Source organism: Guptibacillus sedimenti (genome assembly GCF_028610665.1).
GTDB lineage: Bacteria > Bacillota > Bacilli > Bacillales > Guptibacillaceae > Guptibacillus > Guptibacillus sedimenti.
This window is the reverse complement of the sequence record NZ_JAQQWV010000003.1, coordinates 140,876-154,374: the sequence shown is the minus strand read 5'-3', so window position 1 is coordinate 154,374 and position 13,499 is coordinate 140,876. Positions and strand designations below refer to the sequence as shown.

11 protein-coding genes are annotated in these 13,499 nt (G+C 40.4%); 1 reads left to right on the top strand and 10 read right to left on the bottom strand.

What is annotated here, in order from left to right:
* Nucleotides 1-18: 18 nt before the first annotated feature.
* The 9 genes from PQ578_RS15275 to PQ578_RS15235 form a co-directional block, all read right to left on the bottom strand.
* Nucleotides 19-594, bottom strand: a complete 576-nt coding sequence (locus PQ578_RS15275; RefSeq protein WP_273835216.1) for an SLOG family protein — start codon at nt 592-594, stop codon at nt 19-21.
* Between the two features lie 55 nt (nt 595-649).
* Nucleotides 650-1,174 carry a CotD family spore coat protein gene (locus tag PQ578_RS15270; protein ID WP_273835214.1) on the bottom strand — a complete coding sequence of 175 codons (525 nt, stop codon included), beginning with the start codon at nt 1,172-1,174 and terminating at the stop codon, nt 650-652.
* A 418-nt stretch (nt 1,175-1,592) separates the two neighbouring features.
* Nucleotides 1,593-2,315, bottom strand: a complete 723-nt coding sequence (locus PQ578_RS15265; protein WP_273835213.1) for a 3'-5' exonuclease — start codon at nt 2,313-2,315, stop codon at nt 1,593-1,595.
* A gap of 2 nt (nt 2,316-2,317) precedes the next feature.
* Nucleotides 2,318-4,222, bottom strand: coding sequence for a DUF294 nucleotidyltransferase-like domain-containing protein (locus PQ578_RS15260; protein ID WP_273835210.1), 1,905 nt, complete (start codon nt 4,220-4,222; stop codon nt 2,318-2,320).
* Nucleotides 4,223-4,237: 15 nt separating this feature from the next.
* Nucleotides 4,238-5,479 (bottom strand): ribonuclease H-like domain-containing protein, encoded by a 1,242-nt coding sequence (locus PQ578_RS15255; protein WP_273835209.1) that lies wholly within the window; start codon nt 5,477-5,479, stop codon nt 4,238-4,240.
* Nucleotides 5,463-7,760 (bottom strand): DEAD/DEAH box helicase, encoded by a 2,298-nt coding sequence (locus PQ578_RS15250; RefSeq protein WP_273835207.1) that lies wholly within the window; start codon nt 7,758-7,760, stop codon nt 5,463-5,465. The genes PQ578_RS15255 and PQ578_RS15250 overlap by 17 nt, the downstream gene beginning before the upstream one ends.
* A gap of 86 nt (nt 7,761-7,846) precedes the next feature.
* Entirely contained in the window at nt 7,847-8,572 is a 726-nt protein-coding gene (locus PQ578_RS15245; RefSeq protein WP_273835205.1) for a nucleotidyltransferase domain-containing protein, read from the bottom strand.
* Nucleotides 8,573-8,628: 56 nt separating this feature from the next.
* Entirely contained in the window at nt 8,629-10,689 is a 2,061-nt protein-coding gene (locus PQ578_RS15240) for a thioredoxin domain-containing protein (RefSeq protein WP_273835204.1), read from the bottom strand.
* Between the two features lie 80 nt (nt 10,690-10,769).
* Nucleotides 10,770-11,309, bottom strand: a complete 540-nt coding sequence (locus PQ578_RS15235; RefSeq protein ID WP_273835202.1) for a DUF6241 domain-containing protein — start codon at nt 11,307-11,309, stop codon at nt 10,770-10,772.
* A 246-nt stretch (nt 11,310-11,555) separates the two neighbouring features.
* Between PQ578_RS15235 and PQ578_RS15230 the strand changes: the two genes are divergently transcribed.
* A complete protein-coding gene (locus PQ578_RS15230; protein ID WP_273835200.1) occupies nt 11,556-11,810 on the top strand; it encodes a hypothetical protein in 255 nt (84 codons plus the stop codon).
* 62 nt (nt 11,811-11,872) lie between these two features.
* On the opposite strand, the gene hutH is transcribed toward PQ578_RS15230, so the two are convergent.
* Nucleotides 11,873-13,390 (bottom strand): histidine ammonia-lyase, encoded by a 1,518-nt coding sequence (gene hutH, locus PQ578_RS15225; RefSeq protein WP_273835199.1) that lies wholly within the window; start codon nt 13,388-13,390, stop codon nt 11,873-11,875.
* Between the last annotated feature and the right edge of the window lie 109 nt (nt 13,391-13,499).

Sequence of the window (13,499 nt, the reverse complement as noted above, 5' to 3'; positions counted from 1 at the left end):
GAATCTCTTCAATTCGCCTTATTGCTTGTAAAAATCTGGATCACTTTCACGTAAATCCTGTTCTAGTAAATCAAGGTCAATCGGCGTGATTGTAAAAACTTCGTACCCTGCATCAGTTCTCTGTCTGTTCTTCGCTTCTTTTAAGTAATAATCTGGAGAACCTGGCGTTTCTTCGTCATATAAAATGAGCATTGCGTGACTTTTACGTACTAAAAATTCATTCTTTGCTTTTAACTGCCCTGGATTTTCATAAGGACGGCTTGTAATCGATTCAACAAAATCAGCTTCCGAGAGTATCATATTATAAAAATCTTGCGTCGGTTCTTTCCATTTGCTTTCTTGTTCTAAAAATGGCGTCAAGACAGCAAGCTTTAAATCAGGATAAAGCTCTCTCAAATCAAGTGCCACTTCACCCGCCCAGAGTTCCACTCCAGTCTGTCCACTTATTAAAATCCATTCCACATCTTTTTCTTCAATTAACTGCGACATTCTTCCTTGCAAAGCCGCCTTTATAATTGGAAGACCTGGATGATCATCACTAAATATTCCTAGCTCGTGTGCCTTATAACCAGTAACAAGCAAAACGTTTGCCACTTACACACCTCCTATGTAAAAACGAACTGGAAGCCCAGTTCGTTTCATTTTTTCATTATTTTCTTCTCTTTTGAGCCGGACTTACTTGACCATACATATCATTTGGCCCCTGCATAGCCCCTGCCACTTGAGATGGGCTTGTAGGTGCGTATCCTGCCGGCATGGCACCCGTTGGACGTGGTGGTGGATAGTTATTCATATGTGATGCTAACACTTCATCTGACTCCGTTAAAGGATAACTATGATTGTGCTCATACATATGATGATGAACATTTTTAATATGGGTAGGATGAATGTGATCGACGTTGTGCTTATAGTAATGATTCTTCACACAACATTTTGTCGGATATACTACAGGACTCGTTGGACATGGACCTCCAGGACCTTGCATGGCTGGACTTACCTGACCTGGCATTCCGCCTTTCATAGCAGGGCTTACTTGATTCGGCATATTCGCATTCGGTCCCTGCATAGCTGGACTCACTTGATTTGGCATATTCGCATTCGGTCCCTGCATAGCTGGACTCACCTGATTTGGCATATTTCCATTTGGGCCCATGCGATGATGTCTATGAAACATAGTGTAGGTTCCCCCTTCTTAATTTGGTGATTTCCCTACTAGCCTATGTTCATTGCGATGTACATGTACTGTGTATTCGTCCTTATTTCCCCAATCTCCCCCTGAAATTCACGCCTATTTTTGAACAATGACCTCATTATCACTGTAATTATGAGCTGAATCACTAATTTGACTCATTACAACGACTGTTAATGCAATTACTATAAAGAACATAACCATGATTACCTGCTTCAATTTCCATCTCTCCATTACATTCAATCTCAACTATTTCTAAAAAAACTCAGAAACTTCAATATACTACTCAAAGTTACAACAAGAGACGACAAATGTAAACGGTGTTTCAACAAGTTTTCTAAAAGAAATCGTCGAAAGAATGCCCTTTATGCGCTTGCCCGGGGAATAATGAAAAGAAATAAAGTTATTTCCTACCGAATACGAGATTATCCCTCGTAATTCGCTGTCTTATTTCCTCATCATGACCGTCGTTCATGTCTAACTTGTCAAACATTACTAATAAAAGTTCAGCAGTCATTTTGGCGTCATTTAGAGCATGATGGCGTTCATGACGATCTATATTAAGTTTTCTTATTAACGAGTCAAGCTGAGGATTACTTCTTGGAAATAATTCCTTAGCAAGTGCTTCAGAATCTAAATATGGCGGCAAGTAGTCTGGTAATCCCCATCTTTGAATAAGGTTTTGCAAAAAATAAACGTCAAATTTAACAGGATGAGCAACAAGAGTTGTTCCTTTACTAAAGGATAAAAATTCTTCAAAAGCCTCTATAAATGTCCACCCTGCACGAATTTCATCAATGGACAATCCGGTTAATTGCCGAACAAATCTCGGAACTTTCTTAATGGGACGGACTATGCGATAAAAAGACTCTTCCAGAATACGACCTTCAACAAGATCAACTTTAACTGCTCCAATTGAGATCACTTCATCTCCAATCGCTGGATAAAACCCCGTTGTTTCAAGGTCAAAAACCGTAAAATAACGGCTGCTTGATTCTTGATATAACAATAATGAATCATACAAGCGTTCATATACAGGTAATGTTTTGTCTGTTTTTATTTTTTTTTGCCATTTTAAGCGATCATAAAGATAATAACGCAATAATTTAAAACCTATGGACGACATTGTTAAATACTCCGATTCCTTCGGAAGCTTAATTCACTTACCTGTTGCATTCTTTTCGCAACAAGTAACGCTTCCCTCATTTTCCTTCTTTCCTCTTTCTCCCACTCAATAGGCCTAACTAAATTGGAAATTTCCGATCCTTTCTCCAATTGATAAAGATTCTGTCTTACTCGAAAGGTATACAAATAATGAAGAGAGGTTTCAATATTAATTACATCACGATGATGAAAGATTTCTTTTTTCTTTAACTCGTGTAGACGTTTAATTGTATTTACTTCTTCAACGCCATATTTCATTGCGAAAATCCGAATTCCATTCACGATTTGCATAATTGCAGCCTTTTTTAAATCAAGCGTTTTTTCTTTTCCTCGAAGCTGTAATTTCCCAAGAGGATTAAGCGGAACACGAAATCTAATTGTATCTTTCATTAACAGCATTTGTAGCGTATGTGCTTTTCGAATTCGTTCTGTTATACGACTTCTGAGGGCTCGTGCTAAATCAAAGTCGCCATACACTGGGCGAAAGTCCATAAAGATCGTAAAGTTACGAATTTCTTCAGCATCTGTTTCCGTAATCCACCGATTCACTTCTGTTTGCCAATTTGAGAGAGACCGTCTCCACTTCTCATTTTTGGCCATAATTCCGCCATCACATTCTGGCAAACCGCATGTTGTAAGCATTGCATTGATTTTCTCTGCAAACACTTTAAAAAACGTTTCGATTTCTGTTTTATGTTCAAGATGTTCATAATCATCGATAATTAGACCATTATCCTGATCTGTGCTGAAAGCCTGTTCTTTTCTTCCTTCACTTCCCATCACAATAAAACAGTAGTTCACAGGTGCTCTTCCGTATCCTTCTCTTATCATTTCCTTTTCAGCCAGTAAAATAATGCGACGGTGCATTTCATCATTATAATTGGACATCATTTCACATATCTCATATCCCAATGTATTGGCATCGAGTAATTCTTGAATAAAGGCACGAAACTCTTGATGAATAGGAGGAGAAAGATTCATTATTTCATCAAGTTCTTTTGCTCTTGATAAGCGATAAGATAAATCAAGATAAGCAGATTCTTGAATGCCGAGAAAAGATTTCGCAGAAACCATCCCTACTATGCGATCTCGCTTTACTACGGGCAACAGTGACACTTTATGAAATTTCAAATAAGCAAGCGCTTCGTAACTGAACGCATCTTCCTCAACAAGGTTGGGCTTCTGATACATCCATTTATGAATCGGATCCTGGTATTGTCCCATCGTAAGGGCATTTATGATTTCAAGAGGAGTGACCGTTCCTAATACACTCTCACGATCTTCACTCACGATTACACCATCATAATTTTTCGTTCGAAACAGATCCGCTGTTTCTAGTACCGTATAAGTAGGCGGAATTGTTACCTTGGAATCCATAATGGCACTAACTCTCGTTCGATAAAGAGCGATGTTTTCTCCATCTGATTCGCGATCTCGCTCCTGCTTAATTTCATCATAAAGACTACGCATCCGTTCCCCAATTGTATCAAGAACATTATGCGAAAAAGCAGGATTTTCCGTCATTATCTTTAACATTACTTCTTTTTTTATTTGAATGACCTGACAATCTTCATTTGCTTGAACTGAAAAAGTCATCGACTCATCCGTTAACATAATCATTAACCCGACCAGGTCGCCCGGGTAGTAAAATCGCATCGTAGCTTGCTGGCCATTTGCTTTATGAACGATGTTTTTTGCAATACCAGTAACAAGGAGATAAAGGGTATTTGCATCTTCATCTTCATGATACAAAAATTCACCTTTCCGATAAGTAGAGAACTTGGCAGATGCCATTAATTTCTCAATCTCTTCATCGCTCAGTGAATGGAAAGGTTCCTTTTTCTTAAGTACGTCATAGAAATCCTGCATAACAACCTCCAATCGTTAACGGGCTTCCTTTTGCTCAAGCCGTTCAATTCTTTTCATATACAACAATCGCTCATTCTCTTCTTTATCTTTTAAAATCCGTTTCTTCTCTTTCCACTTTTGATACGCGGATAAAGCATAATATAGCGCTTTTTCATAGTCTTTCACTTTATGCTCGTAATATTTAGCAAGTTCAATGTCACAGTCTTCATCATTTGTATTCTGTGATAACGCAAGCCAAATGTCTATAGATTTATGAATTTGACCTTGTTTTTTGTAAATTAGAGCAAGCGCTTTTTTCGCTTCTTTCTCATATCGTCCAATTGTTTTTGCATAAAGTACCGCAGCGTGATCTTCTTCTCCTACCGCTTCCCACCAACGAGCAGATTGATACTGCTCCTCAGCGGTTAAGGACTTCCCTTCCACGTCGAGCAGAAGATGAGACATTCGAATATACAGCGTAATTAACGACAAAATATCTTCTTCGTTGTGCTTTAATACCCCTTCAATGAGCTCTGGATCAGGATCTTTCACAAATTCGAAATAAAGCATAGGGGCTAAATAGCCTGGAATGTCTTCTTTACGCTCAAAACCTAACTGCTGTTCTTCTACATTGGCGAGTCTAACAGATTCCATTTCATTTTTCCAAAAACGTCTTGCTCCGTGCAAAAGATCAAAGTGGCCAAATTGAGGTAACTTCGGTACTTGCTCGCGTATTAACGTATGACGTGTTTTCACCTGCGGCCAATCAAACGCTTTGCCATTGTACGTCACAAGGTTCTTCAGTTCGTTCACATCGTCGAGAAAAGCCTTGTACATAGGCACCTCCGCACCTGGTCCAGGTAAAAAATACTGATTAATAGATATTCCATTTTCTGTATACTGACTATAGCCGAGCAAAAAGATCGTATTGCCAACTCCACCACCTAGACCCGTTGTTTCTGTATCAAAAAACAGCAAATCAGAAGGGGTAAGATGCTTAGACGAAAGCGGATGAGCACGGTGGTGATTATTCCAGCGTTCCACCACGTTTTCAAGCTCTTGAAACACATAACGACCATGCTGATAGCCAGTCGGATATTGCTTTCTTCTTACAAGTGCATAGTCTCCGTCAAGAAAATAGGGATGCGCATGGAGCTCTTTCCATTTTTGAAGGTGAGGCACGTCGACAGTAGGCTGCTCCACTTTTGCTTCAACGTCATCCGCTTCGCTCAGGTTCATATGCTTTTTCATTCGATTTAATTTAGCTTTCAGTGACATGAGAATGTTCACCTCTTAAATATTCAAGTAAATAAATAGCGGTTTGCTTGCTATTTTCTCCGGTTTCACCTGATACTCCAACACAGGATGGGCAGCCACTTTCACATTCGCAATTCACGACAATCGATTCCGCTTCCTTTAGAATGAAGCCTAATTCTTTGTATACTCTTTCGGATAATCCTATTCCTCCTGGATAACGATCATAAAAGAAAACGGTCGGCTTGTTTGAATGCACAGCTTTAATTTGAGGTGTAACATGCAGGTCAGACACATCGCACATGACGAAGAGAGGAGCAACGTTTCGAAGGACATTCCCAAGACCGAGTAGTCCCTCCTCCAACCGATTTTCTCCCATTGTTTGGACAAAGCTTTCCGGGAAATCAAACCAGCATGCATTCGTATGGAGCTCTTCTTCAGGGAGATGAATCGGACCAGATCCGATATTTTCATGCGTCTCAAATTTGATTTTCTTAAATATCGTTGCCATTGCGTTAACCATCACTTCTCCATAAGTAGCTGTTGTATGTGGCAGTGGTTCATGCTTGTCTTCTTCCAACACCTTCAACTGCACAGCAAGATTAGCATCCGTATAGTAATCGACATCCACTTCTCGGACCCACGCCTTTTTTTCATCATAGTCGAGCAGTTCCACTTGATATTGCACACCCTGATGAAGATAAATCGCTTCTTCATGAAGCAATGTCATGGCACTAAACCGATCCATCTCTCCAATCACTTTTACATTCGAAGCTGTCGTTTGATCAATAATGACTACATTTTCTTGCGACGCAGAGCGAAGGCTTACGTTGTGAGCTGGGAAAGCATCGTTCATCCAGAACCAACGATTTGCGCGATGATGTAGGAGCTGTTCATCCGTTAAAAACTCCAGCACGTCTTCAATGTTCTCTCCACCAAACGTATCTCCTTGCTGAAAAGGAAGCTCATATGCAGCACATTTTACGTGATCAACAAGAATAATTAAATTATTAGGGTTTACTCGAGCTTCTTCCGGGTTTCGTTCAAAAAAGTAATCCGGATGAGTGATCATATATTGATCAAGGGGACTTGAGCTCGCAACAACAAACACGACAGATTCATCCTGGCGACGCCCTGCACGACCGGCTTGCTGCCAGGTGCTTGCAATGGTGCCTGGATATCCTGTTAAAACACACGCCTGAAGTTGACCAATATCAACACCTAGCTCGAGAGCATTCGTACTAACGACCCCTTTAATATCTCCATTTCGGAGACCTCTTTCAATCTCTCTTCTTTGTTTAGGTAAATACCCTCCTCGATACCCCATGATCGAGCGTGGCCCTAACTCTCGCTGTTCCAACTGCTGCAAGTAGGTGAGGAGGATCTCAACACGAACACGACTCCGTGCAAAAACGATTGTTTGAATGTTGTTTTTTAACAGTTCTACTGCTAAATTTCTTGCTTCAAGCGTTGCGGAACGCCTGATATTAAGCGCTTGATTGACAACAGGAGGATTATAAAGAACAAAATGCTTCCGGCCGGTAGGCGCGCCATTGTTATTAATTAACGTAATTTGTTCTCCCGTTAGCTCTTCGGCAAGCTCTTTCGGATTCGCAATCGTTGCTGATGTACAAATAAAAATAGGGTTACTTCCATAAAATTGACAAATGCGCTTCAATCGTCGAATCACGTTAGCAACATGGCTTCCAAACACACCACGATACGTATGAAGCTCATCAATCACAATCACTTTAAGGTTTTCAAATAGTGAAACCCACTTTGTATGGTGAGGAAGAATAGCAGAGTGCAACATGTCTGGATTCGTCATAACGATGTGTCCTGCTTTACGCACGATTTGTCTAATCGTTGGAGACGTATCGCCATCGTACGTATACCCTTTTAAATCAACTTCCATCTCATCAATTAATTCATTGATCTCACTCTTTTGATCCTGTGCAAGGGCTTTTGTTGGGAACAAATAAAGAGCTCGACTTGAAGGATCTTTCAATATCGTATCTAGAACAGGCAAATTATAGCACAAGGTTTTTCCTGAAGCGGTTGGTGTAACAGCTACGAAGCTGTTTCCTTTTGAAGCCTCATCATATGCTGTTGCCTGATGGGTGTATAATTGTTCCACACCTCTTTCTTCAAGAGCTTTCTGAAGCTCTGGCTGAAGCCCTTGTGGAAAAGGCGCTGTTTTCGCTTCCTTCGGTTCAATCGTTTTCCAGGTTACGATATTAGACCGATACTTTTCCTCCTGCTGAAACATCTCCAGAAGCTCTGGCAGTTTCTTTTTTCTTTCCATCCGATCACCTCAAAAATTATTCTATGTCTATTGTAGCGAATACGCGTTCGAATGGATACCGTTTTGATTGGTAAGTCCCCTTTCCATTACCTTCTAACGATCGATCGAAATACACAATCAATCCTATTTTGATCCATTACACGCCTTTCTTTTAAGAGCCGAGCTTTTTTCTCTAATTGATTTAACTCTTCTTCAAGATTGCCTATTAAGTGCTCTGGCTTACTGAGCGTTTCTCTTCTGAATAAAGTCTGTCCCTGTATTTTTATATGATCATTAAGCGATGAATCTTGGAGAAGTTGAGGGAGAGTTAACCGAGGAAGGCTTTCATTCACCAAGATCCACCTTCCAAAAAGAAGCGATTTTAAAGCATAAAGCATCCCTTTTTGGTCGGATCGTTCTTCCTGTGCTTTTAAATTTGTTATTCCCATCTTAATATAATGAAACAATAATGGTTTTACTGAAAAACAATCAGTGCTTAATTCCCTAAGCATTTTCACTTCTTCCGTTTCCTTGTAAATAGTTGGTGAAATGAACCACTCCAGAATGGAAGGATTCGATTTTCCTATTAAAAAGAGCGTCTTTTGTATATCCCACCCATGGAATTCAACTTTTCCGCTGTTAACTTCTAAAACATCCGTCTGAGGAAATACCGTTAAATACCAGTCTAGATCGTGCGTGTAAATAAACCGTATATCATGATCACTGTTCTTATTCTCATAACCGAAAGCGCGACTCCCCGCTTCACATGCAAATAAAATTGTAATGTTATTCTTTTCTTCTATCTCCTTAAGCTTTGCTAGGATCGCGTGCATAACCTCACCTCTTTATCGACAAAAAGCTACCAGGTTTAGCCCGGTAGCTTTTTCGTTTATTTTTCTAATTCTTTAATGACTTTATCCACGTCCCTCTCAGGAAGCGAACAGCTGAAATTCTCACAAATGTATATGGTCGTTTCGCTTGTCTTCTCAAAGTTAGCTGCAAATGGTGCTGCTTCAGTTAGTTCCGTCGGATCTTCGACGCTCATTACGGTTAGTTCAGGTAAAAAGTTTTGCTGTAGAAACTGTATCAATCTTTCTTTATTGCTATCTTGGTTTGAACCGACGATAACCACTTCTTTAGAAGAAGTTCGTGCATAGAGCTTACTCATTAAGAAATAAGCATGACCACTTGAATACGATGAGACATCACCTGAAAAAGCGGTAAACATCCGATTAGCCCACTCATCATATTTCATTTCGCCTGTTAACTTCGATAAACGGAGCAACTGAAGAACAGCAACGCTGTTTCCAGATGGGAGAGCGCCATCGTGAACATCTTTCGGTCTTGCGATCAATCGATCAGCATCATGGCCATATAAGTAGAATCCTCCAGAACTCTCATCCCAAAACAATTCGTGCATATCATCAGAGATTTTTTTTGCTTTAACAAGATATTGGGGATCATACGTTGCTTCATACAATTCATTTAACGCCCAGAGTCCATATGCATAATCGTCATGATACGCTTTGAATTTCACTTCTCCATCGCGATAACGAGCCATTAAACGTCCATCGACCACCATGTTTTCTTCAATAAACCGATACGACTTTTCTGCCAATTGAGTGTATTCAATTTGTTGAAATGCCGTTCCCGCTTTCGCAAATGCCGCAATCATTAACATGTTCCAACTCGTTAAAATTTTATCATCTTTATAGGGATGAACGCGTTTTTCTCTCTCGGCATAAAGTTTCTTTCTTGCTGTCTCCAGTTGAGTTTGGACGTCTTCTTCTGTCAGGTTGAATGATTTAGCAATCTTTGAAAGATTTGTTTTGATTAAGTTAGGGATGTTTTTCCCTTCGAAATTTCCACTCGCTGTAATGTCATACACTTCAGCGTACAGAGAGCCAAGTTCTTCACCTAAGATTGTGTGAACTTCTTCTTTTGTCCACACATAAAACTTGCCTTCTTCCCCTTCAGAATCAGCATCTTCTGCGGAATAAAACCCTCCATCATTACCTGTCATGTCACGTTGTACATATTCGAGTATCTCACAAGCAACTCGTTTGTAGCGTTCGTTCCCAGTAACTTGAAATGCTTCGGTATAGGTAAGCGCCAGCATGGCGTTATCATACAGCATTTTTTCAAAATGAGGAACAAGCCATTCCTGATCAACAGCGTACCTGGCAAAACCAAACCCTACGTGATCATAAATACCGCCATTTGCCATGGAATCAAGCGTTCTCGTCACCATTGTTAAGGCGAGATCGTGTTTATAATGACGATAATACCGTAGCAAATACATCAGCATATGAGGGGATGGAAATTTCGGGGACTGACCGAAACCACCAAATATTGTATCAAAGGAATTTTGCATCTGTTCAAAAGCTTTATGAAGCGGCTCCTCTGTTAATTCCCCACCTTCCGCATTCATTCGTTCTTGCAATGACGCGGTTATTTTATCGCCAATTCCTGTAATTCGCTCAGGATTGTCCTTGTATTGCTGATAAAGCTGAATGATCGCATCTTTAAATCCCGGTAGATTGTATCGGCTTTCTTTCGGAAAATAAGTTCCGGCATAAAATGGCTTTTGATCAGGCGTAACAAAAACGTTCAGCGGCCATCCCCCCTGACCGGTTAATCCCTGACACACCTTCATGTAAATGGAATCAATATCCGGACGTTCTTCCCGATCGACCTTAATCGCTACAAAGCGGTCGTTTAGAAGTTTTGCAGTTTCCTCATCCTCAAAGCTTTCTCTTTCCATCACATGACACCAATGACAAGTCGAATATCCAATCGAAACAAGCACAGGCTTGTTCTCTCGTTTCGCTTTCTCAAACGCTTCTTCTCCCCATGGAAACCAGTCTACTGGATTGTGGGCGTGCTGGAGCAAATAGGGCGATTTTTCATGAATTAACTTATTTTCGTGCGGTTGATCAGTGTTATTCAATTTGTCATCCTCCGTTTCTTCGCATTATTCTCATTTCAGTTTACCAAAATGTTGTGCGTTAAAACAAAAAATAAGCGGAATCACCGCTTATCGTAAGTTTTATCAATATAGGCTTGTTCTTCTTCTGTTGTCATTAATCTTTTCGCTTTTCCTATCGTTCCTCCATTTAAATTCCAGATGTAGTTATGGACGTCCACGGCATTGGTAAAGTTTCCTTTATCCCATTCTGTTAAAGCTTCCGTATAAAAATCCTGATACTTATACTCTTTTGGCGTCCCTTTAACTTTATCTAGCACCTCGAGCATATTATCGATCCGCTCCTCAGAAATTTGATAGATCCCCCACTTATCTTTAGCTATAACTTTTTGATGGGTCATTCCATGTATATAATCCTGAAATTTACTTTCACTTGGAACACCATCTGACGTAATGGATTCTTCACTATCATCCACGTAACGCTCTGGGTCAACAGTTGAACCCTTTTCATCACTTATAGCTTCAGCTTCTTGTGTTTTTTCTTTTAAACTCCAATCTAAATCTGAAATAAACCAGTACGTAAGTCCAAGGATAAGGACTACCATTGATGTAATTGAAATAACTAACGTTTTTGTTGAAGGCATTAAATGCGACAGCTCCTTACCTCTAATTCCGCCTGTTTGACGTACAGCGTTTAAAATTGTTACTCTCTCAATCTAACAAAGGGTATTAATACCTATTTTTACATACATTTCTATAAAAACAAGAGAAACAACCTTATTTTCTGAATATTTATCATAAAATCAATGAACTGATAGCTTTAACTAGGCGAATGGATAAGCATGTCCGAGACCTTCTACATAAAGTATTGATAGATAGGAGGTGGTAATATGGGAAATCGTCGAAGTGCTAATAACCGAAGAGCTAACATTAAGCGAAACCGTACTGAAGGTGAAGCAAGAGGTGGTTGTGGCTGTCGAGATAATGACACAGCGGGTCGTGAAACCGCTCCAAGCTGTTCTCGATATTGCTCCAACGTTTGTCGTCGTTTATTTCCTCTAGATTTCACACGTTGTTTTAACGATTGTGTCTCGTGTCAGGAAGATGTTCTTTTTGAAACGGATCACGAGTTTTACGAAGATTAATCGCTAATCAGAAAGGACAATCCCTTTTTACAGGAATTGTCCTTTTTCCTTCCACAAACGTATTACCCAAGTATAAATTGACCGTGAATATTCCAATGAAATTGATCTGCACGTAGCCACGTAGTAAGAGCTTCAATATCATCTGAAAAGACGCGATCTTCCTCAATCGAGGATACGATAGCTCTTCCTTTCTCATATAACTTCTGAGCAGATGTAGAGGCTAATGAGATGCCCCGGATTTCTAATGCTTGCATCGCACATATCATTTCAATCGCGACAACTGTTTGGGTATTTAGGATGATTTGATAAGCATGACGAGCACCAATTGTTCCCATACTAACGTGATCTTCCTGATTCGCGGATGAGGGGATGCTATCCACACTCGCTGGATGGGCAAACGTTTTGTTCTCTGATACGAGTGATGCAGCCGCATATTGCATAATCATCGCACCAGACTGGAGACCAGGATCCGGGCTTAAAAATGCAGGCAAATCATTTAACTGAGGATTAACGAGCCGTTCCACTCTCCGTTCTGATATATTAGCCATTTCGGCTACGGCGATTTTGAGAAAGTCCATCGCAATGGCAATAGGTTGACCGTGAAAATTCCCACCAGAGACGACCGTTTTGCCGTTTTCTAAAATAAGTGGATTATCTGTAGCAGCATTCATTTCAATCTCTAGCTTTTCTTTTACATAAACTAGACTTTGTCTTGAGGCCCCGTGAACTTGTGGCATGCATCGGAGGGAGTAAGCGTCCTGCACGCGTTTTTCTCCTTGATGTGTCACGAGTTTACTATCACTCGTTAACTTTCTTATTCGTTCAGCAACCTCCATTTGCTCAGGGTACCCTCGTGCTTCATGTATCGCTGGATGAAAGGCGTCAATAATCCCTTCCAGTGCTTCAAGGGTCATAGCGCCGATCCAATCACACTGATCCATTAAACGCTCTGCTTCAATATAATTGATGATCCCCATCGCCGTCATCGCTTGTGTCCCATTAATAAGGGCAAGACCTTCTTTTGCCTTTAAGGTGAGTGGGGAAATACCTCGTTCATCGTAAACATCTTTTGTTGGTACAATTCTCCCCTGGTAATGAACTTTTCCTTCTCCTACAAGAACTAACGCAAGGTGAGAGAGCGGCGCTAGATCCCCGGAGGCTCCAAGAGAGCCTTGACTTGGAATTACAGGAATAATTTCTTCATTTGCTAGATCACAAAGACGTTCGACAACACATGGGCGAACGCCGGAATACCCTTTTAATAATGCATTAAGTCGTAATACGACCATGGCTTTACTGACTGGTTCAGGAAAGTATTCCCCTACCCCACAGGCATGAGAACGAATAAGGTGAAGTTGAAGAGTATCGACATCTTTATCTTGAATCCGAACGTCGCTGAATTTACCGAAACCTGTATTAATTCCATACACAGTCTCCCCACTTGCTACGATCTTCTCAACTGCTAACCTGCTTTTCATAACCTTTTCCATACTTAGCGGATCAATCGCAATTTCTTCTCCTTCGTAAATGACACGTTTCATTTCCGTTAAAGTTAACGTAGAGCCATTTAAGTGAACCATACCTATCGCCTTCTCTCATTCAAATTGATCGTCTTAAAATAAAAAGAGGCGGCAATGGAACATAACGTTCAAATACCCCCGCCACCACACCCCGTACTTTAGGCAGCCG

Bases quoted from the DNA above. Each gene is read 5' to 3' on its own strand.
- PQ578_RS15270 (WP_273835214.1), bottom strand. From the start codon at position 1,174: ATGTTTCATAGACATCATCGCATGGGCCCAAATGGAAATATGCCAAAT.
- PQ578_RS15265 (WP_273835213.1), bottom strand. From the start codon at position 2,315: ATGTCGTCCATAGGTTTTAAATTATTGCGTTATTATCTTTATGATCGC.
- PQ578_RS15260 (WP_273835210.1), bottom strand. From the start codon at position 4,222: ATGCAGGATTTCTATGACGTACTTAAGAAAAAGGAACCTTTCCATTCA.
- PQ578_RS15255 (WP_273835209.1), bottom strand. From the start codon at position 5,479: ATGTCACTGAAAGCTAAATTAAATCGAATGAAAAAGCATATGAACCTG.
- PQ578_RS15250 (WP_273835207.1), bottom strand. From the start codon at position 7,760: ATGGAAAGAAAAAAGAAACTGCCAGAGCTTCTGGAGATGTTTCAGCAG.
- PQ578_RS15245 (WP_273835205.1), bottom strand. From the start codon at position 8,572: ATGCACGCGATCCTAGCAAAGCTTAAGGAGATAGAAGAAAAGAATAAC.
- PQ578_RS15235 (WP_273835202.1), bottom strand. From the start codon at position 11,309: ATGCCTTCAACAAAAACGTTAGTTATTTCAATTACATCAATGGTAGTC.
- PQ578_RS15230 (WP_273835200.1), top strand. From the start codon at position 11,556: ATGGGAAATCGTCGAAGTGCTAATAACCGAAGAGCTAACATTAAGCGA.
- hutH (WP_273835199.1), bottom strand. From the start codon at position 13,390: ATGGTTCACTTAAATGGCTCTACGTTAACTTTAACGGAAATGAAACGT.